The sequence below is a fragment of the Microbacterium sp. genome, assembly GCF_044508325.1.
In the GTDB taxonomy this organism is placed as follows: Bacteria; Actinomycetota; Actinomycetes; order Actinomycetales; family Microbacteriaceae; genus Microbacterium.
Genome location: NZ_JBIQHX010000012.1, coordinates 67970 through 90436, shown reverse-complemented (window position 1 = coordinate 90436; position 22467 = coordinate 67970). Strand labels below are relative to the sequence as shown.

General features: G+C 69.3%; 20 protein-coding genes. 11 read left to right on the top strand and 9 right to left on the bottom strand.

Annotation, left to right across the window (positions count from 1 at the left end; translation table 11 throughout):
• Positions 1–273 precede the first annotated feature (273 nt).
• The 5 genes from ACIWQI_RS11105 to ACIWQI_RS11085 all read right to left on the bottom strand — a co-directional run bounded on the left by ACIWQI_RS11105 (position 274) and on the right by ACIWQI_RS11085 (position 5858).
• Positions 274–1392: a glycosyltransferase gene (locus ACIWQI_RS11105; RefSeq protein ID WP_396657444.1), complete on the bottom strand. Its 1119-nt coding sequence runs from the start codon at positions 1390–1392 to the stop codon at positions 274–276.
• A gap of 95 nt (positions 1393–1487) precedes the next feature.
• Positions 1488–2816: a hypothetical protein gene (locus ACIWQI_RS11100; RefSeq protein ID WP_396657442.1), complete on the bottom strand. Its 1329-nt coding sequence runs from the start codon at positions 2814–2816 to the stop codon at positions 1488–1490.
• A 169-nt stretch (positions 2817–2985) separates the two neighbouring features.
• Positions 2986–4011, bottom strand: coding sequence for a MauE/DoxX family redox-associated membrane protein (locus ACIWQI_RS11095; protein WP_396657441.1), 1026 nt, complete (start codon positions 4009–4011; stop codon positions 2986–2988).
• Between the two features lie 24 nt (positions 4012–4035).
• Positions 4036–5193 carry a glycosyltransferase family 4 protein gene (locus ACIWQI_RS11090; RefSeq protein ID WP_396657439.1) on the bottom strand — a complete coding sequence of 386 codons (1158 nt, stop codon included), beginning with the start codon at positions 5191–5193 and terminating at the stop codon, positions 4036–4038.
• Entirely contained in the window at positions 5190–5858 is a 669-nt protein-coding gene (locus tag ACIWQI_RS11085; protein ID WP_396657437.1) for a hypothetical protein, read from the bottom strand. Before ACIWQI_RS11085 ends, ACIWQI_RS11090 begins: the two co-directional genes overlap by 4 nt.
• Positions 5859–5984: 126 nt before the next feature.
• Between ACIWQI_RS11085 and ACIWQI_RS11080 the strand changes: the two genes are divergently transcribed.
• The 4 genes from ACIWQI_RS11080 to ACIWQI_RS11065 all read left to right on the top strand — a co-directional run bounded on the left by ACIWQI_RS11080 (position 5985) and on the right by ACIWQI_RS11065 (position 11261).
• Positions 5985–7931, top strand: a complete 1947-nt coding sequence (locus ACIWQI_RS11080) for a glycosyltransferase (RefSeq protein WP_396657436.1) — start codon at positions 5985–5987, stop codon at positions 7929–7931.
• The gene (locus ACIWQI_RS11075) at positions 7931–9064 is read left to right on the top strand and encodes a glycosyltransferase family 4 protein (RefSeq protein WP_396657435.1); all 1134 of its coding nucleotides are present in this window, start codon (positions 7931–7933) and stop codon (positions 9062–9064) included. The genes ACIWQI_RS11080 and ACIWQI_RS11075 overlap by 1 nt, the downstream gene beginning before the upstream one ends.
• Positions 9064–10110 carry a glycosyltransferase gene (locus ACIWQI_RS11070; protein ID WP_396657433.1) on the top strand — a complete coding sequence of 349 codons (1047 nt, stop codon included), beginning with the start codon at positions 9064–9066 and terminating at the stop codon, positions 10108–10110. Before ACIWQI_RS11075 ends, ACIWQI_RS11070 begins: the two co-directional genes overlap by 1 nt.
• Positions 10111–10415: 305 nt before the next feature.
• Entirely contained in the window at positions 10416–11261 is an 846-nt protein-coding gene (locus tag ACIWQI_RS11065) for a glycosyltransferase (RefSeq protein ID WP_396657431.1), read from the top strand.
• 7 nt (positions 11262–11268) lie between these two features.
• Here the strand turns inward: ACIWQI_RS11065 and ACIWQI_RS11060 are convergent, their stop codons facing one another.
• Entirely contained in the window at positions 11269–12954 is a 1686-nt protein-coding gene (locus tag ACIWQI_RS11060) for a polysaccharide biosynthesis tyrosine autokinase (protein ID WP_396657430.1), read from the bottom strand.
• Positions 12955–13087: 133 nt separating this feature from the next.
• On the opposite strand from ACIWQI_RS11060, the gene ACIWQI_RS11055 reads away from it, so the two are divergent.
• Positions 13088–14185 (top strand): hypothetical protein, encoded by a 1098-nt coding sequence (locus ACIWQI_RS11055; RefSeq protein WP_396657428.1) that lies wholly within the window; start codon positions 13088–13090, stop codon positions 14183–14185.
• Here ACIWQI_RS11055 and ACIWQI_RS11050 read toward each other — a convergent pair.
• The 3 genes from ACIWQI_RS11050 to ACIWQI_RS11040 form a co-directional block, all read right to left on the bottom strand.
• Entirely contained in the window at positions 14149–15516 is a 1368-nt protein-coding gene (locus ACIWQI_RS11050) for an O-antigen ligase family protein (RefSeq protein ID WP_396657426.1), read from the bottom strand. The genes ACIWQI_RS11055 and ACIWQI_RS11050 overlap by 37 nt on opposite strands.
• Positions 15517–15583: 67 nt before the next feature.
• Complete coding sequence (locus tag ACIWQI_RS11045) at positions 15584–15853, bottom strand: PqqD family protein (protein ID WP_396657424.1); 270 nt, start codon at positions 15851–15853, stop codon at positions 15584–15586.
• Complete coding sequence (locus ACIWQI_RS11040) at positions 15850–16689, bottom strand: nucleotidyltransferase family protein (protein ID WP_396657422.1); 840 nt, start codon at positions 16687–16689, stop codon at positions 15850–15852. The genes ACIWQI_RS11045 and ACIWQI_RS11040 overlap by 4 nt, the downstream gene beginning before the upstream one ends.
• A 210-nt stretch (positions 16690–16899) precedes the next feature.
• On the opposite strand from ACIWQI_RS11040, the gene ACIWQI_RS11035 reads away from it, so the two are divergent.
• From ACIWQI_RS11035 to rplW, 6 genes are all read left to right on the top strand, one after another.
• Positions 16900–17451 (top strand): hypothetical protein, encoded by a 552-nt coding sequence (locus ACIWQI_RS11035; protein ID WP_396657420.1) that lies wholly within the window; start codon positions 16900–16902, stop codon positions 17449–17451.
• 238 nt (positions 17452–17689) lie between these two features.
• Positions 17690–20032 (top strand): hypothetical protein, encoded by a 2343-nt coding sequence (locus ACIWQI_RS11030; protein WP_396657418.1) that lies wholly within the window; start codon positions 17690–17692, stop codon positions 20030–20032.
• A 475-nt stretch (positions 20033–20507) separates the two neighbouring features.
• Positions 20508–20816, top strand: coding sequence for a 30S ribosomal protein S10 (rpsJ, locus tag ACIWQI_RS11025; RefSeq protein ID WP_396657416.1), 309 nt, complete (start codon positions 20508–20510; stop codon positions 20814–20816).
• Positions 20817–20827: 11 nt separating this feature from the next.
• A complete protein-coding gene (gene rplC / locus ACIWQI_RS11020; protein WP_396657414.1) occupies positions 20828–21487 on the top strand; it encodes a 50S ribosomal protein L3 in 660 nt (219 codons plus the stop codon).
• A gap of 5 nt (positions 21488–21492) precedes the next feature.
• Positions 21493–22155 (top strand): 50S ribosomal protein L4, encoded by a 663-nt coding sequence (gene rplD / locus ACIWQI_RS11015; protein ID WP_396657412.1) that lies wholly within the window; start codon positions 21493–21495, stop codon positions 22153–22155.
• A complete protein-coding gene (gene rplW / locus ACIWQI_RS11010) occupies positions 22152–22463 on the top strand; it encodes a 50S ribosomal protein L23 (protein ID WP_396657411.1) in 312 nt (103 codons plus the stop codon). The genes rplD and rplW overlap by 4 nt, the downstream gene beginning before the upstream one ends.
• Positions 22464–22467: the final 4 nt, after the last annotated feature.

Sequence of the window (22467 nt, the reverse complement as noted above, 5' to 3'; positions counted from 1 at the left end):
CCAAGAAGGTCACGCCCGACGAGCACGACGCGAAGGTCGATGACATCCGGGACAATCTCGACAAGGCCATCGGCAACGAGTGAGCCGGTGCGCGAGGGGCGGATGCCTGAGGCATCCGCCCCTCTTCGCCGCCCCACCCCGGTCGTTGAGCGAGCCGCCGGTCCCACCCCGGTCGTCGAGCGAGCCGCCGGTCCCACCCCGGTCGTTGAGCGAGCCCACGGTCGCGCCCCCGGTCGTTGAGCGAGCCGCAGGCGAGACGAAACGCCCCGACCTTCAGCGACTCATATGCTCCGCGATGACTTCCCGGACTCGCGCGGCGAATTGTTCGCCCGAGAAGCGCGCGGCGTTGCGGCGGATGGCATCGCGGTCCCATCCGCCCGGGAACGACCGCACCCCGCGGATGATCGTGTCGCGGGCATCGTCGTCGAGGAACAGCCCCGATTCGCCCTCGGCCGTCGAGTCGAGGAATCCTCCGGCACGGACCACGAGCGCGGGGCACCCGAACGCGTTCGCCTCGACCGGAGTGAGGCCGAAGTCCTCGCGCGAGACCGACACCAGGGCGCGCGCGTGGGCGTAGAGCCATCGCAGCTGCTCCTCCGGCACCCGGCCCACCGTCGAGACGTTGGACGGAAGCCGGTCGCCGGGCGCTGAGCCGACGACGACGAGACGATGCTCGGGCATCCCCGCGAACGCGTCGATGAGGGCGTCCGCGCCCTTGTATCCGCGCGGGCGGCTCACCGTGAGGAAGTAGCCGGGTTCGACGCCGGGCACCGGGTCCTGCGGGCCGTCGGTGTCGACCGCGACCGGCGGCGGCAGCACCTCGGCCTCGATCCCGTACGCGCGGCGGATGCGCTCGGCGACGCTGCGCGAGTTCGCCAGGTACGCGTCGGCGCTCGCGGCCGCGCGCCGATCCCATCGGCGCAGGCCGGGGGAGAGCGCCGCCAGAGCCGCCCGCACCAGGGGCGAATGACCCTGCACGTAATCCCCCGGCTGATACAGCCAGCGCGCGGGGTTGTGGCAGTAGACGATCTTCGCGGTGCCCGCGGCCACGGGCATCGCGTGCGCCCAGCCCGACGAGCTGCACACGACCGCGTCGGCGGTCACCGGCTCCATGCGCGACCAGGCGCGACGCAGCACCGGCAGCGCGCGACGCATGTCGTCCGCGAACAGGTGCACGAGACGCGAGGGGCTCTGCCGGATCACGAGGTCGCGGAAGCCGTCGAAGGTGAGCTCGGGCGAATAGACCGAGGTCACGACCTCGCGGGCCTGGAGGCGGGTGGCCAGCTCCAGCGCGACGCGCTCGGCCCCGCCGCGCTGGGTCAGGTAGTCATGGGCGACGACGACGTCAGGGCGAGAACCGGATGCTTCGGGCCCGCTGGCTGCGCCGGTCACCTCCTGTCGCCGTTCACATCATCACTGTACCGACGGCCTCAGGGACGCCCCGGTGTGCGAGCCAACCACCCAGGCTGGGCGCCGGCTTGCGGGGGTCAGCCGCCGTCCTGGCCCGTGCCGTCGCCAGAGCCCCCGGTCGACCCATCCGAGCCGCCGGTGGAACCGCTGGAGCCGCCGGTCCCGTCGGACGCGTCACCCGAGCCGCCCGAGATATCACTTGAGCCGCCGGTTGAGCCGGCTGAGCCGCCGGAGGAATCCGACGAATCGCCGGCACCGTCCGAGCCGCCTGTCGAGTCGCTCGAGCCTGCGGTCGACCTTGACGACTGGGTCGTCGACCTGGAGCTGGCGGCGTTCGACTCTGTCGAGCCTTCGGTCGTGCTCTCAGTGGAGGCGTTGTTCGTGCTCTGGAGGTTTTCCGTGCAGGCGGTGTTGTTGGTGGGGACGCGGATGATGCTCGTGTTGGCGCCGTTGTCGGTCGTGAACGAGATCCATAGCTGGCCGCCGCTGTTGCCGGCAACATCCATGTCGATGCTGGTGCCGCCGCCGACGACCTGGTTGCCCGTCCAGACCGTGTCGCCGTCGTTCGGGAAGTTCGTGTCGTTGTTGCGCTGAATCCTCGTGACCCTGAAGTCGGAGTTCGAAATGCCGGGGCAGGTGGTCAGCACGGAGACGTGGACTCGATAGCGATCGTTGCCTGTCGTGTCGAACCGGCAGACGCTGTCCACCGTGATCATCGGGATGCAGGGGTTGATGTTGCCGATCCCGCCCAACTGGGTGTAGACGCCGTTCTTCTTGCAGTCGACCCGGTAGAAAGCGTAGGGACCGGACGCCCCGCACGGGATGCCGCCGCCCGGCGTATAGAGGGCGTGGACCGAGTCGTCTGCCGTGCCCGGAGCGGTGATGGTCAGGTTGAAAGTGCCCGGAAAGTCGTAGCCGTCCCATGGGGAGGCCCCGGCCACGCGGTAGACCTGGTCATTGGTCGCAGGGAAGGTGGCGGTGCCACCGGGTGGGAGCTCCTTCTGGATGTACATCCGCGGGTCGGGTTGGGTGCGGGTTCCCCAGTCGTCGAAGACGGCACCGCCCTGGATGCCCAATCGCGACCGCGGGGGGTTGTCGTACAGGGTGACGCGGAACGCGTCGCAGTCACAGTCGGTGCCGTTCTGCTCGGCAACCGTGATCTTGAAGTTGAAGTCCCAGTGGTTCGGGTTGGCCACGCTGTTGGTGCAGCCGCTCAGGTTGACCGTGACCGGATAGGTGCCGCCGACGGGAGCGAGGTCGGCGACGCACGGCAACAGTGATGCGGCCGCTGTCGGCGCAGTGCCCGCGACCGCGATCACCGGCACCGACCATGCCATCGCCTTGGTGACGGTGCGCCGGCTGACGCCTTGCCGTTCGGGTGCGGCGGGCTGCTCGATCTCACTCATGTCGGCCTCCAGACGAGCCAGCCGCGGACATCGTCGCAGAGTGGTCGGGTTTGTCCACTCCCCTGGGACACTCTTCTGCGATCTACCCCAGCATTCCGCAGCGGGGTGAGTCTAGCCGACCGATGCCAGCCACGTCGATAGGTCACGAGGAAAAATTGCCGATCGTCGTCTACGCAACGGGTCGCTCGCCATGCAGGCTCTCATAGATGTCGCCGACGAACGCCTCCACCGCGTCAGGCCCGCTCTCCGGGCCGCCGGCGAGAAGTCCATCGGCGCCGAGCAGCACAGCGGTGGGCACACCCCAGTCCGCAATCGACGCACGGACGTATCCGCCCGGGTCGTGAAGCGACTGCGGCTCGGCGATCTCGGTGATACCGCTCTCCTCGGGCTTCGCGGTGATGAGCAGCCGCACATCCACCTCGGGCAGCAGGCGACGATATTCGGGCACCCGCTCGCGGGTGGTCGCGCACGCTCCGCACGTCTCGGAGACCGCAAGCAGCAGCATCGGCTTCTGGAGGGCCAGATCGCGCAGATTTGCGGGAGTTCCGTCGCCCAACGTCACGGACACGGCGGGAATACGCGTGCGCAGGTACTCGAACATGCCGTCGTCATCGGCGACCTCGCCCAGACGGGGCGCCGGCATGAGGGATGCCACCGGCTCGGCCGCCGGCGCCTGCTCGGCGCGGGTGATCAGCAGTGCTGTGACGGCGGCCACAAGCGCAGCCACGACCCACAGCCATGCGTCCTGCACGATGACCGCCGCAGCCGCACCGCCCCAAAGCGGATTCGCCCAGATGGTCGCAACACCGGCGAGCGCAAGGGTGGTCAGCCAGAGGTTGCGCGCAAGCGTTCGCCCGGTGATGGGTGCCGCTGCACCGAAGCACGAGCACGACGCATCTCCGTCGCGACGAAATGCACGCCACACGAGCACCGTGTAGGCCACCATGAGGGCCAGGCACACCACGGCTGCGGCGAATCCGAGCCCTCCGCCGAGCACGGCGAGCGCGACACCCAGCGCGATCTCGCCCCACGGGTGCAGTCGCAGCAGCCACTGCCGTCGCAGGGCCGCCGGCACGCCCAGGCTCTCCCAGCCGGCGAGGTCGTCCGCGGTGCGCAGTTTCGCGACCCCGCTGGCGATCAGCACGACGGCCATGACAAGGGCGAATGCGATCGACAGCGCAACGGGCATGACCATGATCGTACTGTTTGCGAAGGCTCCTCAGCGTTGCGCCCCGGATCGTATGCGCTTGTAGAAATCCGCGTGCCGCGCAGCCACGTCCGCATCGTCGAGCAGGCCCGGTGTCGCCGCGGCTTGCGCCCCGAGGCGCGCACGCAGATCGGCATCTGCACCCAGTCGGCGCAGAGCCGCACCGAGCGCCGGCACGTTGCGCGGTGCGATGCGCAGACCGTTCTCCCCGTCCGCAACCCACTCGGCGGGCCCGGCCTCGTCCGCGACGATCGTCGCCGCACCGGACGCGAGGTACTGGAGCACGTTCTGGCCGAGCGGCTCGGGGCGGGTGGAGTATTGAACCGCGACATCCCACGTCTCGAGCACCGCATCGATGTCGTCGACGTGACCGAGGAAGTCCACACGGCCGCCGACGCCGGCCTCGGTCGCCACCGTGCGCAGCACCGCCTCGTAGTCATCGTGTCCGAACAGGGGCGCCCCGGCGAACTGAAGGCGCACGTCGCCCTCGGGAAACGCCGCGATGAAGGCATCCAGAAGCTCCCGCTGTCCCTTCCACGGGTCGATCCGCGCGAGCATGCCGATGTGGAGCGGACGTCCGGGCTCGCGAGCCCGGCGCGGGTGGGGACGCGGCCGCAGCCCTGACGCACTCGGAATCACCGCCGTCGCCGCCCCGGCGCGCAGATACGGCTGCGCGGAGTCGAGGGTCGTCTGCGAGTTGGCGATCACCCCCTGCGCACGCGGCAGGGCGATGCCGGTCATGACGCGATGGCCGAGCGAACCGAGCGACTCCGCGTCGATGATGTCCCGCAGATGGATCACGAGCGGCACCCGGGAAGTCTGCGCGGCCAGAGACGCATAGGCGGCAGCGCGGGTCGTGTTCGCGTCGACGATGTCGGCGGTGCGGAAGCCGGGATGTAGGCGCAACGCCGCGGCCTGAGCGACGAGGCGGATGCCGGCAGCCAGCGTGCGGCGCGGTCCACCGGCGCCGACCCCGGCCGGCTGCGCGAAACCCGCGGTTCGCACCGGCACGCGGCCGGTCAGCGGCTCATAGACCGGTCCCGCCGCACCGCGGGGGAGCAGCACAGCGGGCTGCCAAGCGGGGTCTGCGCACAGCATGCGGACCAGCGCGTACTCGGCGCCTCCGGCACTGGCCGTGTGATCGAGGTGCAGCACGCGGGGCGCGTTCACTGCGCAGCCTCGTGCTGGGCGGCGGCGATGAGGGCGCGCAGCATGTCTGAGTCGGCTGTCGCCGTGATATAGGCGTCCGCGGCGTGCCCGGGCATGCCCAGAAGGGCCTGGGCGACCACCGCGAGCGCCGGCACCAGGTCGGCTGTCATCTGCAGCGCTGCCTCTTCGGGTTCGCCGTGCGGGTCGATCACGTCGTCGTCGCCTGCCGAGCGGAAGAGGGCCAGCTGCTGCGCACGCGCGGTGATCTCGTCGCGCGTCTGCGGCACGGCGAGTGCCTCTCCGGCAAGCAGCTGTGCGGCGGCGCGGCCGGCCTCGCGCACAGTGAAGGTGCGCCGCAGCGCTCGCGGCGCACGCGCCACGATGGCGTCGCGGTGGCTCACCTCCGCGGTCAGGATCAGGTCGGCGTTCTCGATGGCCTCGTCGGACAGCGCGCGGGCACGGTGCAGCGAGCCGTCGGCCTTGAGCGCCCGTGCGATCGTCTGCGTTCCGACGGGCATCGGGGCACCGACCACGGCGAACAGGCCGGCGCTGGCGATCTCGACGTCGGCGGCCAGGTCGCCGAGGTACCAGTCGGCCCAGGTGCGCAAGAGGGCCGCGGCGAGCGGGCTGCGATGGATGTTGCCGGTGCACACGACGAGGATGCGCACCGGTCGGTCCTTCGACATCGCACCCCTCCTGTCACGGCCGCGACTCGTTTGGGTTGGCCGCGCTCGCCGCACCGGCGAGAATGGGATACATCGATCGTACCGGGAGGGGCCGTGCGGGTACTTCGGGTGTCCCATAGCGCGACCGTGAGCGCCTGGCGCGGTCGAGAGCGGGGTCTGCGCGCACTCGGGGTCGAACTCACGCTGCTCGCCGCGCGCAGTTGGCACGCGGGCGGCGCTGAGGTCTCGCTCGGCGCAGAGGAAGAACCGGCTACCGTTCCCGTCGGCACCGTCGGCCGGCATCCCGCCCTGTTCCTCTTCGATCCGCGACCGGTGTGGCGTGCGCTCGGTGAGCAGTGGGACGTCATCGACATCCATGAAGAGCCGTTCTCGCTCGCCGCCGCCGAGATACTGCTGCTGCGGAAATTGCGGCGCAATCGCGCTCCGGTGGTGCTGTACACGGCGCAGAACATCGCGAAGCGGTATCCGGTTCCGTTCCGGTGGTTCGAGCGCGCGGCACTGCGCGCGGCGAGCGGCATCTCTGCCTGCAACTCCGAGGCCGCGACGATCACGGTCGCGAAGGGCTTCGCGGGACGCCCGCGGGTGGTTCCGCTGGGAGTCGATCTCGCGGCGTTCTCGCCCGGGGCGTCGTCGCGGGCGACGACAGAGGATGCCGTCATCACGGTCGGCTTCGTCGGCCGTCTCGTGCCCGAGAAGGGTGTTCCCCTTCTGCTGGAGGCTGTGGCGGGCGATGCGAGGCTGCGGCTGCGCTTGGCCGGCGCCGGCCCGCTGGCCCACGAGATCGGCCGCCGCGCAGCGAGCTTCGGCATCGCCGAGCGTGTGGAGCTGCTCGGCTCGGTGCCGCCCGAGCAGATCGCCGACTTCTACCGGTCTGTCGACGTTCTGGCCGTGCCCTCGGTGGCGACGCCGCGTTGGACCGAGCAGTTCGGGCGCGTCGCTGTCGAGGCCATGGCGTGCGGGGTGCCGGTCGTCTCCAGCGACGCCGGTGCGCTGCCGGAGGTCGTGGGCGGGGCGGGGATCGTCGTTCCGGCGGGTGATGCCGCTGCGCTCAGTGATGCGCTGGTCGAGGCGGCCGGGCCGCGGCGCGCGGAGCTGGTCGCCGCCGGCTTCGTGCGCGCCGGCGAGTGCAGCTGGGACGCTGTGGCCCGCGACTATCTCGCGCTCTACCGCTCCGTGCTCCGTGCGCCGGCTCCCGGCGACGAGCTGCCGCCGCTCGAGGTGATCGTGGTTGCATACGGTACCCCTGATCTGCTGCGGAGCGCACTGGAGCCGATCGCGCACCTGCCGGTCACCGTCGTGGACAACTCGTCCTTGCCCGAGATCGCCGGGTTGTGCGACGAACTCGGCGTGCGATACATCGACCCCGGCCGCAACGGTGGGTTCGGCGCGGGCGTGAACGTCGCGCTGACTGACCGGCTGGTGCCTGACGGCGACGTGCTGCTGCTCAATCCCGATGCCCGTATCAGCGCGGATCAGCTGGACGTGCTGCGCGCCGCGTTACGGGGAGAACCCGACCTCGCCTCTGTCGCACCGGCGCAGGTCGACGCGTCAGGTCGGCGCGCACGTGTGCGGTGGCCGTTCCCCTCGCCACTCAACGCCGTGCTCGAAGCGGTCGGTCTCGCTGGTCTGCGGGCCGGACCGCGGTACGTCATCGGCTCGGTGCTGGTGCTGCGCCGCGAGGCGCTCGATCAGGTCGGCGGATTCGACGAGAGCTTCTTCCTCTACGCCGAAGAGACCGACTGGGAGTACCGCGCACATCGTCTTGGCTGGCGGCACGCCCTCGTCGAAGACGCTGAAGCCCGGCATGAGGGCGCGGCGACGAGCACCGACTCGCGCCGCCGCGACCTGCACTTCCACGGCTCGCAGGAGCGCTACTACCGCAAGCACTTCGGTGCTTTCGGGTGGCAGGTGACGCGCGCGGCGATCGTCGCCGGCGCAGTGGCCCGCGGCATCCTCTCCCGTTCTGCAGACAAGCGCGACCTGGCGTGGCGTCGCGCGGCCCTCTACCTGCGGGGGCCGTTGCGTGCCGAAGCCGTGCTCGTCGGGCGACCGGCGTCTGCCAGGGTGGACTGATGCGCATCGTGCAGATCGCCCCGGTGATCGGCCCGGGCTCGGGAGTCGGCGGCGTTGCATACAACCTCGAGCGTGAGTTCACCGCCATGGGGCATCAGGTCGAGCAGTTCACCCTGCTGACCGCGGGGCGCAGGCGGCGTCCGTGGCCGAAGACCCTCTTCTTTCGCGCGCTGGCGCTGTTCCGTCAGATGGTCTGGTTCTCCACCGTGGGCACGGCGCGCGCGCGGAGTTTTCTGCGCGAGCGGCCGGATGCCGTGGCGATCTGCCACAACAACATCATGACCGGCGACGTATATGTCAACCATGGGGTGGTGACCGCGGCGATGCAGGCTCGCGGGGGTGCGGCGCGGCACATGCTGCGCAATCCCACGCATGTCTTCACGTATCTGCGTGACGTCGTCCGCTACCGCAGTCGGGCGCACCGTGCGGTCGTCGCGCTGTCGGCATCCGACGCCGAGGCGCTCCGCCGCACCTACGGACGCGTGCGTCCCGAGGTCATCGTCATCCCCAACGGCGTCGATCTGGAGCGCTTCCGTCCGCCCACTCCCGAACGCAGAGCGCACGCGCGCGCACAGTTTCGCCTCGGCGACGACGACCGCGTCGCGCTGTTCGTCGGGCACGAGTTCCCGCGCAAGGGACTCGACATCGCGATCGCCGCTCTGGTCGACGCACCGACCGTGCTGCTGCTCGTAGCCGGCGGCAAGACGCAGACGGTCGCCGAGGCGCGCCGTCAGGCCGAGCAGCTCGGTGTCGCTGAGCGCGTCCTGTTCATGGGACCGCGACGCGGAGACCTGCCGCTCTTCTTCGATGCAGCCGACATGTTCGTGCTGCCGAGTGCGTACGAGGCCAACGCGCTTGTGGTGCTGGAGGCGCTGGCCGCGGGACTGCCGGTCATCGCGACGCGGGTCGGCTATGCGCCCGAGGTCGTCGTCGACGGCGTCAACGGCTTCCTCGTCGATCGCGATCCGGCGGAAGTGGCCGATCGGATGGAGCGCCTCGCCGAGGATGGGCGGGATGTCTATCGTGCCCCGGCCCGTGCGTCGGTCGAGGGACACGGGTGGCGCGCGACGGCGGAAGCCTACGTCGCGTTGCTGCAGCGCATCGCGCCCGAGCGCGCAGGGGTGGATGCCTGATGCGGCCCCTGCGCATCCTGCACGCCGTGCGCTCCGACAGCTTCGCCGGGGTGGAGCAGTTCGTGCGCCGTCTCGCGCTCGCCCAGCGCGCGTCGGGTCACGAGGTGTCGGTGATCGGCGGTGCTCCGGTGCAGCTGGCGGATGAACTGCGTGCCGCCGGGGTGGGATATCAGCCGGGAGTGCGGACAGTCGAGGTCACGCGAAGGGTGCGCCGGCTCGCGGGCCAGGTCGACGTGGTGAACACGCATATGACCGCCGCCGACGGGGCGGCCGCGATCGGTCTGCTCGGCGTGCGGGATCGTCCGGCTCTCGTGTCCACTCGCCACTTCGCACAGCACCGTGGCTCGCACTGGCCGGCGTTCGTCTATCGGGCGATCGAAGCTCGGATCGACGCCGAGATCTCGGTCAGCCGCACCGTCGCGGCAGCGATTGGACGACCGAGCGCCGTCGTGTACCCCGGAATCGAGAGCCGCACCGGCGCGATCGCAGCACGGTCTCGGGTGGTGCTCGCGGCGCAGCGCCTGCAACCCGAGAAGCGCACCGACATCGCGGTGCGCGCCTTCGCGGCATCCGGCCTTGCGGACGAGGGGTGGCTGCTGCAGATCGCCGGCGACGGCGCCGAACGCTCGGCGCTCGAGGATGTCGCCGCCCGGCTCGGCATGGCCGGCAGTGTGAGGTTCCTGGGGTTCCGCAGGGACATCCCCGAACTGATGGCGCGCGCCGCCCTCCTCATCGCCCCCTGCCCCCGCGAACATCTCGGTCTGACGATCCTCGAGGCGATGGATGCCGGTCTCCCGGTCGTCGCCGCGGACGCGGCGGGGCATCGCGAGCTGCTCGAGGGCGTGGATCCGCGAGCGCGGTTCCCGGCTGACGACATGGATGCCGCGGCATCTGCTCTGCGCCTGTTCGCCCACGATCAGGGCGCTCGCGAGGCGTTGGCGGAGCAGCAGCGCCAGCGGCAGCGTGCAACGTTCACCGTCGACGCGCAGGTGGCGGGAACGGATGCGGCATACCTCGCGGCCCTGACTCGGCGAGGGCGCGCATGACCGATCTCGTCGTGATCTCGCTTGAGCCCTGGGACGGCGTGTGGCGCCGCAACCAGCATCTCGTCTCGCGGCTTCTTACCTTGGATCCGGGGTTGCGGGTGCTGTTCGTCGAGCCTCGTGCCGATCCGCTGCATGACGTGCGTTCGGGCCGCCGGCCGCAGTTCGGGCGTCGAGTGCGCAAGCGTGCAAACGTGCAGCCGGGCCTGTGGACCCTGAGACCGGTGAAACTCCTCCCGCGTCGGATCGACCGCGGGGCCGACCGGCGGTTCGCCCGTGGGGTGGTCCGGAGTGCGCGCCGTCTGGGTATGACTGACCCGGTCCTGTGGATCAACGACCCGGCGGCGGCCGAGCTGTCAGGCATGACCGGCTGGGCGACCCTCTACGACATCACCGACGACTGGGCGGCCGCCGACCGAGCGGCGCCCGAGCGGGCGCGCATCGTGGACGGCGAGCAGCAGCTGCTGCGCAGCGCAGACCAGGTGGTGGCGTGCTCCGCTGAGCTCGTGCGCCGCAAGTCACCCGCGCGCGGTGCCGATAGAGCTCCCATCGTGTTGATCCCCAATGGGGTCGACACGGCGGCATATCAGCATCGGCACCCGCGACCGCCCGATCTGCCGGCGCGGAAGGTCGCTCTGTACGCCGGGACGCTGCACGCCGACCGGTTCGATGTCCCTCTATGCATCGCGACGGCGCGTGAACTGAGCACGTCGGCGACCGTCGTGCTCCTCGGCCCGAATTCTCTCGGCGACGCAGATACGACAGCACTCGCCGAGTCGGGCGTCGTCCTGCTCGGACCGAAGCCGTACACCGAGGTTCCGGCCTTCCTGCAGCACGCAGACGTGCTGCTTGTGCCGCACGTGGTCGACGAATTCACCGACAGCCTCGACCCGATCAAACTCTACGAGTATCAGGCGGCGGGCAGGCCGGTGGTGTCGACGCCGGTGGCCGGGTTCCGCGATGCCGATGGCGTCACGGTCGCCGAGCCGCAGACGTTCGCGCACGCTGTGGTGGCGGCGATGAGCTCATACGGTCGCGATGAGCGACACCCGGCGCATGCGGCCGATTGGAACGATCGAGCGCGTGCGTTCGCAGATGTGGTGTGGGGGCTCGGTGGCCAGCCATCCCCGCCGGCCCGCGGCCGCGCCGAGTGAACTGCGATCACGCCCGCGGCGGCCGCGACTGCGTCCCGTCGCCGCCGAGGAGCAGATCCTCGAAGGCGCGCAGCGCGTCGTCAGCATCCCGCGCATCGGCCGCACTGGGTGTGGCCGCGGCTTCTGCGCCGCGCTTCGCGGCGGATGCTCGCTTCGCGGCCCGTCGCGGCTGGTGATGGGATGCCTGTGGAGCCTCGGCGACGACCGGGGGAGTCTCGACGACCGGATCGGGGACGACCGGTATGGGATTCTCGGTGCGGCGCGGCGGCGAGGTCATTCCACGCTCACCGGCCGCCTTCCCGGACGGGCCTTTGCTGGCGTATTCGTACCGATAGGCGTGTGCATAAGGCGACGCATCGACGCCTCGCATGGGCACGCGGTTGAGAACAACCCCCAGAGCGCGACCGTGCACCTGCTCGAGTGAGCTGAGGGCCTTCTCGGCGAGGTCGTAGGTGGTCTTGCCGACCCGGACAACGAGCAGCGCCCCGTCGGCCTGATGTGTGAGCACCGCGCCGTCGGTGACCGGAAGCAGCGGGGGCGCGTCGACGATGACCATGGCTGCGGAAGACAGATCTTCCAGCAGGGCACGCATGCGCGTGGATCCGAGCACCTCGCTCGGATTGGGGGGGATGCTGCCCGCCGTGAGCACGAGCAGGCTCGCCGTCCCGGGCGCCTTCTGGAGGACGTCATGGAGGCTCGCGCGTCCGGCCAGGACGTCCGTGAGACCGGCGCCGCCGGGCAGGCCCATGTTCTTGGCGACTTTCGACCGGCGCAGGTCGCCGTCGACGAGGATCACCGGTGCGCCCGAGGCCGCGAGAGTGCGTGCAAGCTCGCACGCGGTGAGCGACTTTCCGTCGCTGGGCATCGGGCTCGTGATCACGATGACCCGCGGCGGGTTGTCGACGTCCATGAACTGCAGGTTGGTGCGCAGTGCGCGCAACGCCTCTTCGTAGGCGAATCGCTCATTGCGGCCGGTCTTGCCACCGCTCTTGCCACCGCCCTTGCCATCGGCGTCGACGCCGTCGGTGAGCGGCAGCATGCCGACAACCGGAATCCCGAGCTTCTCGTGGACCGCATCGCCGGGACGGATGCGACGGTCGAAGGCCGTGCGAACGAGAGCGAACGCGAGCCCGAAGCCGAGCCCAAGGACTCCGCCGATGAGCAGCGCCGTGCGCACGTCCGGATACACCGCGCTGGTCGGTGCCGCAGCGGGGTCGCCGAGGAAGACGTTCATGGGCGCGGAACCGGGAGTGCCGTTGCCCTCGACCTGATCGATCGTCGTCTGCATGCCGCGGACCCAGGCGCCCGCCAGTGCGACAGACGCCTCGGGCGACTCGGCGCGCGCCTGGACTTTGAGGATCGCAGTGTCTTCCGGATTGCTGATCGTGATGTCGTTGATGAGCTGCTCCGGTGTGGTGCTCAGCCCCAGCTCTTCGATCGCGTAGTCGGCGACTGAGCGCCATGTCGCAAGGTCAAGGAACGAGGCGACGTAGGAACGCGCATAAGCGTTCCCTGCTCCGGGCGCGACCGACTGGGTGTTCTCCGCTGCGGAGATATATGCCGAGGCGGAGGCCTCGTATACGGGCTTCTGCGTGAGAGTCCACCCCCAGGCGACGGCGACCCCGATCGCTGTGATGAGCAGGACCGCGAGCCAATGCCGACGCAGACCGTGCAAGTAGTCGCGGAGCTCCATGATCCCCCAGTGTGACGCCCGCTGCCCTGTGCGCGAACGACCACACAATGGTACGGCATACCTCCGCGACGCCGCCTGGGGCAGCTGGGAGGGCAGGTTTTGGGAGTGGGCCCGTTCCGGCAAGGATGGTCTCGTGTCCACCTCATTCTCTGTCCGTGTACTCGGGAGCGTGTTCGCCGTGGAAGTGGACGCTTCCGTGCCGGCCGAGGTCCAATCGGCGATCCCGGCACAGTGGGCGGGGTTGGTGACCGTTGATGCCCCAGACGAGGCAACGCGCTATCGACTCACGCTCGACGCGGCAAGTGAGGCGGAGCCTGGCGCGCAGACGATTCTCGCGTCATCCGCCGATGAGGCGCCCGATCGGCTTGCTGGAGCGTTGACGGTTGCGGGTTTGCACCGACTGGCGGGCGAAGCACTCATGTTCCATGCGGCCGGTCTTGCCTACGACGACGGCGGCGTGATCGCGCTCGTCGGCCCGTCGGGCCGCGGCAAGACGACTGCATGTCAGCGCCTCGGTCACGTGCTGGGGTACGTTACGGACGAGACGGTCGCTGTGCGGCCCGACTTGAGCGTCATCCCCTATCCGAAGCCGCTGTCGGTAGGGTCGCGGCCCGGTACGAAAGAACTCCACGCCCCGGCGGACATCGGGATGAGGCCCGCCCCGGAAAACCTGCGTCTTGCCGCGATCGTGCTGCTGGATCGTGACCAGGCCGTCATCTCTCCGGGGATCGAACCGGTGTCAGCGATCGACGCGATCGGCGACCTCGTGGCCCAGACCAGCTCGCTCAGCCGGCTGCCGCGTCCTCTGCAGACGCTGCTCGAGATCATCGACGTGACCGGTGGCGTCCGACGGATGCGCTACGCCGACGGTCACGAACTCGAGACCCTGGTCGGGCGCGTACTGCACGTGCGTGGGGAGGTCGCGCAATGGAGTGCCGTGGATGTCGAGCGTCCGCAGGGCGAGTTGACAGCCGGCTTCGTCGCACGCACCGAGTTCGATGACGCCGTGTTCCTCGACGGCCGGCTCGTCGTGCTCGCCGGACGGCGCCTGCATGTGCTGGACGGCATCGGGCCCGAGGTATGGCTCGGCGCGGATGGCGTCGAGTCCGGTGCGCTCCGCGAGCGGGTCATCGCCGTGCACGGCGACGCCCCGTCCGATGTCGACATCGATCAGTTCCTCGCGCAGACTCTTGATCAGCTGATCGACGTCGGCCTCTTGCGGCGCGGCTGACCTTCGCCGGCGCGCGATTCCGCAGGTGCGGGATCGGCCTCGGCGAGCGCTTTCGCGCCGAGGCAGATGCCGGCGATGACGAACGGAATCGAAACCTGGGCGGTCACCCAGAACAGATCGAACTGCGCCTGCACCAGGCGGCTCAGCACGACGACGGCCGCGAGCGTGCCGTACGCCGGGTCCATGCGCCACAGCACGACCAGTACTCCGATCCACATGATGGCGAACGCCGCGAGCCCGACGAGTCCCGCGGAGGCGGCGACTTCGAGTTCCGCCTGCGGCGGCTGGTAGGGAACGGTGTCATCGACATACCAGAAGCGCAGGCCGTGGCCGAAGATCGGCGCATGCTTCCAGTAGGCGTAGACCTCGCGGAACCAGTCCAGTCGCTGGAAGAGCGAGTTGAACCTGTTCTGTGACTCGATCTGATCATGGATGGTCAGATAGATGAGCCACGCGGCCGGTATCAAGAGCAGAAGTGCCAGGCGCGAGTGGCCGAACAGCTTGCGCCGTGACACGACGAAGACGACCGCGACCAACAGACCGATGAGCGCCTGCCGCGACTGAGTGACCAGGATCCCGGACCCGAGGATGACGAGGAGCAGACGGGCGGTGTTCTTGTTCAGTGCGGCCCACGCCGGGTTCACGTAGACGATCAAGGCGACGAACGCCATGACGTCGCCCGCGAAATTCTTGTTCATCGGGTAGGGCCACTCCGGCGCGGCCGGGCCGAAGTCCTCCTGCGTGTAGTTGAGGAGGGCCGTGAACAGTGAGCTCAGGGCGATGATGGTCGCTGCGGCGATCATCAGGCGGAACGCCAGCCGGGCATATCCTGCTCGCCCCACGCCCCAGCCGACGACGAGCGCGCCCGAGATGAGAAGCCATGCGTGGAACCACTCGATCACGTTCTGCGAGTAGGGGTTGATGATGACCGTGATGAGTGTCGCGAACTGGTAGATCGCGTTGAGCCACAGCAGCCAGCGCAGTTCCGGGCTGAATGGACGCTGGGCGAGCAGGACAGCGGTGCCGAACGCGGCGGCGAGTGCCGCATCAGAGATCGTGAGGTCCGTCCCGCCGAGCCCGATGCGCTCGACGATGAACAAGGCGGGCATCGCCATGAGGGCGATGGCCATCGGCTTGGATGCGGTGAGGGCCGCGCCCACGACGAGTACCGCGATCACGAGTGCGATGGTCAGGCTCGCTGAGCCCGATCGCAGCAGGAACCACGTCGCCACCATTGCGCCCAGCGCGGCCAGGACCCACCGCCACGAGTGCGCCCACATGGGAGCGAGTCGCTCGCGGAGGCGCTCTCCGCGGAAGCGTGGCGTCGTCATCGGGTCTCCTCCGCGGTCAAGTATCACAGCAACGCCTGGGAGCCGCGACGCGGAGGCGGCGGCGCAGTCACGACGCGGACGAGTCGGTGCGGGCGAGCCAGCCCGCGGCGAGAAGCTCGGCGGTGAACGCGTCGATCTGCTCGCTGAGGTCGACGGGCGCGTCGTGGAGGCGTGCCCGTACGCGCTCCGTCAGGCCGGTGACATCATCGGTCGCGACGAGTTCCTCCCAGATCAGGCCGGCGGCACCCTCAAGCACGATGACAGGGCCCTGCGGAAGGCGCGCAAGGTATGCAGCATCGTCGTGCATCACCCATGCGACACCGGGGGACGGCTTCATGGCCGCTGCCGTTCGCGGAACTGCCGCACCGCGGTCAGCGGCCGGGCGAAGAACTCCCGCACGATCTCGCTCCGCGTCGGTGGGCGCCCCAGCCGATGCGAAAGGACGTCGATGTTCACGAGCGGCGCGCGCAGCACGACGAGGATGGCGTCGCGAAACGTGGGGGCGGCCCACACCCGTGCACGCCATTCCTGCGCACGCGTGCCCCCGTTGACGATCACGTTCCAGAGCGCATAGGTGCGGCGGCCACGTGCCCGATCGAGGTGGCCCGTCGCAGCGGCGAGGGCGACCTCGGCGCGCAGAGCGATCGCGAGGCGGTTCACCTCGGCGCGGTGCTGAGGCGAGGCATCCGTCCACTGGCTGACGAGATCCTCGTGAACCGGCGTGCGTGCGCAGTTGAGCAGCATGATCAGCGACTGGGCGGTGAGCGAGGGCACCGCGCAGCCCACCTGGCCGAAGGAGCGCTCCGATCTCGTCGCCCACAGCATGTCGAACGCGGCCGCGGGGTGAAGCTCGATCCCCGGGAAGTGCCGGTGCACATCGAGGTAGCCCCACACGTCATGCTGGTAGGTCTGCGCGTGCCCGAATGGCGAGCCGAACACGAAGGTGCTGTAGACGGTCCAGCCGAGGAGGCGCAGGCGTGCGTCGAACCGTTCGATGTCCTGTGGTCGGATGAGGACGTCGATGTCGGTACCTGGGCGCTCGGTGGACCGAAGCGCGGGATCGACGGCGTTTCCTTTGATGTGGAGCAGGTCTGCGCCGGCATCGTCGGCGATGGTCTGAACGGCCGCACGGGCGAGTGTGAGGTGCACCGCGCGAGGTGTGATCACCGCCATGGCGTTCAGCCTATCCGGAGCGGAAATGCGGTTGAGACGCACCCGACTCGATGGAGGAGGCGAAATTCGCGGGTCTGCGGTAGTATCCAGTACCGCATCTACGTGGATGACGGGGCGTTGCGCTGGGGGGCGACCGCCGATCGAATGGATCACGTGAGGCTGGGCGCACGTGATCGACCTCGGCACAGCTCACAACGGAGGGGACCCACCATGAGCAACAAGGACAACCCGCAGCAGTCGGGGATCAGTCGGCGCACCGTCGCCAAGGCGATGGCATGGTCGGTTCCTGTCATCGCGGTAGCCGGCACGGCGCCTGCGGTGGCCGCGTCGCCGCCGCCCGTCGTGCCTGAATTCAATGCGGGGACTTTCTGCAAGCACCCGGGCAATCCGAAGTACTACCACGTGCTGATCGACTTCACGAACAACACGGGCGCCCCCATCGAGATCACCCTCGGCGACTTCACCGTCGGGGCAACGGCGCGTCAGGCGTATTTCTCCATGGGGGGTGCGTTCAGTACAACCGCCACGATCCCTGTAGGCACCAGTTGCCTCTACGTGGACGCAGGGTTGTTCGACAACTCGGCCAACGGAAGTGCTTCGATCGGATTCACGTATCCGGGATCGGGCGGAACCGTGCCGATCACGCTTGGAACGGCAGCGGACAATGACCTGCCTCCGTGCGGAACGGGCGCCGACCCGTCGGACCCCAAGCAGCCGAGCGCCGACCCCGCACACGCCGCTGCCGGAGCGTGCCAGATCTGACGCGGAGGCGATACACCGCCCCCGCGGAGTGAGCGATCGGGCCATCGAGGAGCTCCATCGCGATCCGACAAGGCCTCGCTCGCCATTTCGCAAGCAATTCTTCAGGAACCCTGGCCGTCGGTCGCGGACTCCGCTACCGTAGAGCAACGTCGATACTGGGTCGGTGTGGGGTGTGCTCACTGGGGAGTTGAGCTGTGCGGCCGCTGCTGCAGTGATCACCATCATGGGGAGATGAGTGATGACCACATTGGGGAAGAACGCCTTCTTCGGCGGCGCGCTGGCGATCGCGCTCGTGCTGACGTCCGTCGGCAGCGCCTTCGCGGATGCTGCCGACCCCGCCGACTCGGCGGTCGGCGAGCCGGCGACATCGAGCGAGGTGCAGCAGTCGTCGGTGCCGGCGACCGCGAAGGACCGCGATGACGGGAAACGCGACGACGACAAGAAGCACGACGACGACGGGTACGACGACGACGACAAGTACGACGACGACGACGAGAAGAAGCACGACAAGAAGAAGCACGACAAGAAGAAGCACGACAAGAAGAAGCACGACAGGGCGAAGCTGAAGCTCGTCAAGGTCGTCGAGAACGAGCATGGCGGCACGGCGGAGCCTGAGCAGTTCACGCTGCAGGCGCGCAACGGCACGGGCCCATGGAAGACGTACGCGCAGAACACGTGGCTGGTGGTGAAGCCGGGGTCGTACGAACTGCGGGAGTCGGGGCCGGACGGGTACCGGCTGGTCAGCCTGACGTGCACGGACAGCCCCAAGACCAGCGCCGACAAGCCGACGGTGAAGCTGTCGAAGGGAGACAGGGTCACGTGCACCTTCACGAACCGCGACACCAAGAACCCGCCGCGGGACGGCGAGGTCAAGCTCATGAAGGTCGTCGACAGCCCGTATGGCGGCACCGCGGCGCCCGGTGACTGGGAGCTCGTGCTGCGCGAGTCCGGCGGCAGCGGCTCGGTGCTGCCGCAGAACACGTGGGTGACGGTGTCGCCCGGCGACTACGACGTCTACGAGCAGGGCGGTCCGGCCGGGTACACGCAGACCGGCCTGTCGTGCGAGAACCTGGCCGACCCGACCGCCGACGCGCAGAGCACGGCATCCTTCACCGTCGCCGCCGGCGACCGCTGGGCCTGCACGTTCACGAACACCCAGGATGCGCCGCCGCCTCCGACGGTGGATGTCGGCATCGAGAAGACGCATTCCACACTCGACGGCGGTGCGGTCGAACCGGGGCAGACCTACTCGTACTTCCTCACCGTGACCAACCACGGCACGGGCACCGCCTACGACACGGTCGTGACGGATCTGATCCCCGCCCCGCTCGTCGTCGACGACGTCATCGCGCCGGTGGGCTGGACGGTCGACGACGTGGACGGCCTCCTGATCGTGACCGTCCCGGAACTGGCCGCGGGCGGTTCCGGCGCGATCGAGGTCGTCGTCACGGTGGTCGATCCCGGCTCCGAGCTCATCGGCTCGATCGCGAACGAGGCCTGCGTGGAGGCGGAGGGCGACACGCATCCGCTGAACGACTGCTCCACCGTGACCATCCCCGTCGACCAGCTCATCGCCGACGTGTGGGTGACGTGCGTGAACGACGCGCCGTACCTGCACTACTCGGTGCTCACGAGCGAGAGCCTGCAGGGCCGGCCGATCACGCTGACCTGGACGCCGGACACCGACGTGCCCACGCCCGTGCCGGCGAGCGTCCAGCGCACGCTGCAGTCCGGCGACACCGGCCGGATCGCCTGGCCGGGGGTGGCGTTCGCCTCGAACGGCGTCAGCATCGACTGGCCGGGGTACCGGCCGCTCGCGGAGCCGGACTACGACCCGGTGACCGGCGCGCTGCTGGTGGACTCCTCGCTGGTCTACAACGGCATGGTGCTGGACACCTCCGACGCCACCTTCCCGTGGCGTCTGGGCACCACGGTGACGATCTCGGTCAACCCGACGGCGGTCTTCCAGGTGGAGTACCCGCCGCCCAGTGAGAACTGCGAGGTGCCGCGCAACGCGGGGCTCGAGATCACCAAGACGGCGAGCGTGACGACCACGGCGCCCGGCGAGTCGTTCACCTACGGCATCGCGGTGCGCAACGTGTCGGTCGACTCGGCCGCCGACCCGGTGACGCTGACCGATCCGATCCCGGCGAGCCTGCGCGTCGACTCGATCACGACGAGCACGGGCGCGTTCCCGCGGTGGCGTGACTGCGAAGTGACGGGAACGGATGCCGCGGGCTACGGCGGCACGCTCACGTGCACGCTCCTGGGCCCGCTGATGATGGGCCAGTCCGCGCCGGCGGTGACGCTCGGCGTGACGGTCGACGAGAAGACGACGGCGTCGCAGATCGTCAACGTCGCCGAGGTCTGCTGGGGCGACGCACCGGGCGGCGAGCTGATCGGCTGCAACGACGACGACGTCACCGTCTCGGTGGCGGGCTTGCTGGCGGTGACCGGCAGCGACGACAACGGCATCGCGGGCGTCCTGCTGGGTGTGCTCACGATCCTCGGCGGTGCCCTGCTGATGGCCTACGGGCCGCTGCGCAGGCGCCGCGGAGGCATCCCCGACCGGGTCGTCTGAATCCGGGGAGAGGGCGGGGAGGCCTCGGGGTCTCCCCGCCCTCAAGCGTCCGCGCGCCGGGGGCATGCCGGCATCCTGAGAAGTCCCCGCCCCGGTTTGCGACACGCCCGGGATGCACGTAGACTGTTCAGGTTCCACATTCCTGTGCGCGCCCGAGCGCGCCGGGATCACTGCCAGGGCAGTGCATAGGCGATGCGAGAGCAGTCGGCCTAGGCCGCGGGCAGCAGAACGACGACATCCCCACACCATGCGCGTGAAGGCGTGCCTTCCGCGTGGGCGGGCGGATGCCCCGGTGCCAGCGCCGGGGATTGACACCAGAACAGCGGTGCCCTTCGACAAGCGAGGGACCGGCCCTGCGGGGCAGGACCCGTGCCCGAAGAAGAAGTGCCAGGCGCGCGAGCGCCATCGTGCGTCCGCTGCCACTGTGCCCGAAACGGCCCAGGGGTAAGACGCGAGAAAGAGAGTGAGCAGACAGATGGCGGGACAGAAGATCCGCATTCGCCTGAAGTCGTACGATCACGCCGGGCTGGACAGCTCCGCGCGCAAGATCGTCGACACCGTGGTCCGGGCCGGCGCCACCGTGGTGGGCCCCGTTCCCCTTCCCACTGAGAAGAACGTGGTGTGCGTCATCCGTTCGCCCCACAAGTACAAGGACAGCCGCGAGCACTTCGAGATGCGCACCCACAAGCGTCTGATCGACATCATCGACCCGACGCCCAAGGCCGTCGACTCGCTGATGCGCCTTGACCTCCCGGCCGACGTCAACATCGAGATCAAGCTCTGAGGACGACGGCCATGACACACATCACCGAAAAGGTCTCCAAGGGACTGCTGGGCACCAAGCTCGGCATGACCCAGGTCTGGGACGACAGCGGCAAGCTCGTCCCCGTCACCGTGATCGAGATCGCTCCGAACGTCGTGACCCAGGTCCGCACACCGGAGAAGGACGGCTACAGCGCCGTGCAGATCGCGTACGGGCAGATCGACCCCCGCAAGGTCAACAAGCCCGCCACAGCCCACTTCGAGGCCGCAGGCGTGACTCCGCGTCGTCACCTCACCGAGATCCGCACCGCGGACGCTGCTGACTACTCACTCGGTCAGGAGCTCACCGTGGACGGCGTCTTCGAGGCCGGCCAGCTGGTCGACGTGGTCGGCACCAGCAAGGGCAAGGGCACCGCGGGCGTCATGAAGCGCCACAACTTCAAGGGCGTCAGCGCCAGCCACGGTGCGCACCGCAACCACCGCAAGCCCGGCTCGATCGGCGCCTCGGCGACGCCGAGCCGCGTCTTCAAGGGCATGCGCATGGCCGGCCGCATGGGCGGCGAGCGTGTGACCGTCCTCAACCTCACGGTGCACGCCGTCGACGCCGAGAAGGGTCTGCTGCTCGTCAAGGGCGCCGTCCCCGGTGCCCGCGGCCGCATCGTCTACGTCCGCAACGCCGTGAAGGGGGCCTGAGTCAAATGGCTGACTCCACTCTCGCGCTCGACGTCGTCGGTGCAGACGGCAAGAAGGCCGGCTCGGTCGAGCTGCCCGCTGCGCTGTTCGATGTCAAGACGAACATCCCGCTGATCCACCAGGTCGTCGTCGCCCAGCGCGCCGCCGCCCGCCAGGGCACCCACGCCACCAAGACGCGCGGCGACGTGTCCGGCTCGGGCCGCAAGCCCTTCAAGCAGAAGGGCACGGGCAACGCCCGTCAGGGCTCGATCCGGATGCCGCAGCACCGCGGCGGCGGGACGGTCCACGGGCCGCAGCCCCGCGACTACGCGCAGCGCACCCCGAAGAAGATGATCGCCGCCGCCCTCCTGGGCGCGCTGAGCGACCGTGCCCGGGGCGAGCGTCTGCACGTCGTCGACGGCTTCGGCATCGACGGCGCGCCGTCGACGAAGGCCGCGGCCGCCGTGCTGACCGCGCTGACCCCCGCCAAGAACGTGCTGGTCGTCCTCGAGCGGGATGACGAGCTCACGGCCAAGAGCGTGCGCAACCTCGCATACGTCCACACCCTGAGCTTCGACCAGCTCAACGCCTACGACGTGCTCGTCTCGGACGACATCGTCTTCACCAAGGCTGCCTACGACGCGTTCGTCGCGTCGAAGACGGGCGCCGTGCAGGAGGTCTCGGCATGAGCGCCGACAAGATCGCAGTGAACAAGGACCCGCGCGACATCATCCTGAAGCCGGTCGTGTCCGAGAAGAGCTACGGGCTCATCGACGAGGGCAAGTACACGTTCCTCGTCGACCCGCGCGCCTCGAAGACCGAGATCAAGCTCGCGATCGAGAAGATCTTCGGCGTCAAGGTGGCAGGGGTCAACACGCTCAACCGCGTCGGCAAGGCCCGCCGCACCCGCTTCGGCACCGGCAAGCGCAAGGACACCAAGCGCGCCATCGTGACGCTGAAGTCGGGCACCATCGACATCTTCACGGCCGTCGGCTGACGGA

What these genes read in the sequence shown, in the direction of transcription:
- ACIWQI_RS11075 (WP_396657435.1), top strand. Translation starts at nt 7,931, where the DNA reads ATGCGCATCGTGCAGATCGCCCCGGTGATCGGCCCGGGCTCGGGAGTC.
- ACIWQI_RS11095 (WP_396657441.1), bottom strand. Translation starts at nt 4,011, where the DNA reads ATGGTCATGCCCGTTGCGCTGTCGATCGCATTCGCCCTTGTCATGGCC.
- ACIWQI_RS11045 (WP_396657424.1), bottom strand. Translation starts at nt 15,853, where the DNA reads ATGAAGCCGTCCCCCGGTGTCGCATGGGTGATGCACGACGATGCTGCA.
- rpsJ (WP_396657416.1), top strand. Translation starts at nt 20,508, where the DNA reads ATGGCGGGACAGAAGATCCGCATTCGCCTGAAGTCGTACGATCACGCC.
- rplW (WP_396657411.1), top strand. Translation starts at nt 22,152, where the DNA reads ATGAGCGCCGACAAGATCGCAGTGAACAAGGACCCGCGCGACATCATC.
- rplD (WP_396657412.1), top strand. Translation starts at nt 21,493, where the DNA reads ATGGCTGACTCCACTCTCGCGCTCGACGTCGTCGGTGCAGACGGCAAG.
- ACIWQI_RS11030 (WP_396657418.1), top strand. Translation starts at nt 17,690, where the DNA reads ATGACCACATTGGGGAAGAACGCCTTCTTCGGCGGCGCGCTGGCGATC.
- ACIWQI_RS11070 (WP_396657433.1), top strand. Translation starts at nt 9,064, where the DNA reads ATGCGGCCCCTGCGCATCCTGCACGCCGTGCGCTCCGACAGCTTCGCC.
- ACIWQI_RS11050 (WP_396657426.1), bottom strand. Translation starts at nt 15,516, where the DNA reads ATGACGACGCCACGCTTCCGCGGAGAGCGCCTCCGCGAGCGACTCGCT.
- ACIWQI_RS11035 (WP_396657420.1), top strand. Translation starts at nt 16,900, where the DNA reads ATGAGCAACAAGGACAACCCGCAGCAGTCGGGGATCAGTCGGCGCACC.
- rplC (WP_396657414.1), top strand. Translation starts at nt 20,828, where the DNA reads ATGACACACATCACCGAAAAGGTCTCCAAGGGACTGCTGGGCACCAAG.
- ACIWQI_RS11040 (WP_396657422.1), bottom strand. Translation starts at nt 16,689, where the DNA reads ATGGCGGTGATCACACCTCGCGCGGTGCACCTCACACTCGCCCGTGCG.
- ACIWQI_RS11100 (WP_396657442.1), bottom strand. Translation starts at nt 2,816, where the DNA reads ATGAGTGAGATCGAGCAGCCCGCCGCACCCGAACGGCAAGGCGTCAGC.
- ACIWQI_RS11085 (WP_396657437.1), bottom strand. Translation starts at nt 5,858, where the DNA reads ATGTCGAAGGACCGACCGGTGCGCATCCTCGTCGTGTGCACCGGCAAC.
- ACIWQI_RS11065 (WP_396657431.1), top strand. Translation starts at nt 10,416, where the DNA reads ATGACTGACCCGGTCCTGTGGATCAACGACCCGGCGGCGGCCGAGCTG.
- ACIWQI_RS11060 (WP_396657430.1), bottom strand. Translation starts at nt 12,954, where the DNA reads ATGGAGCTCCGCGACTACTTGCACGGTCTGCGTCGGCATTGGCTCGCG.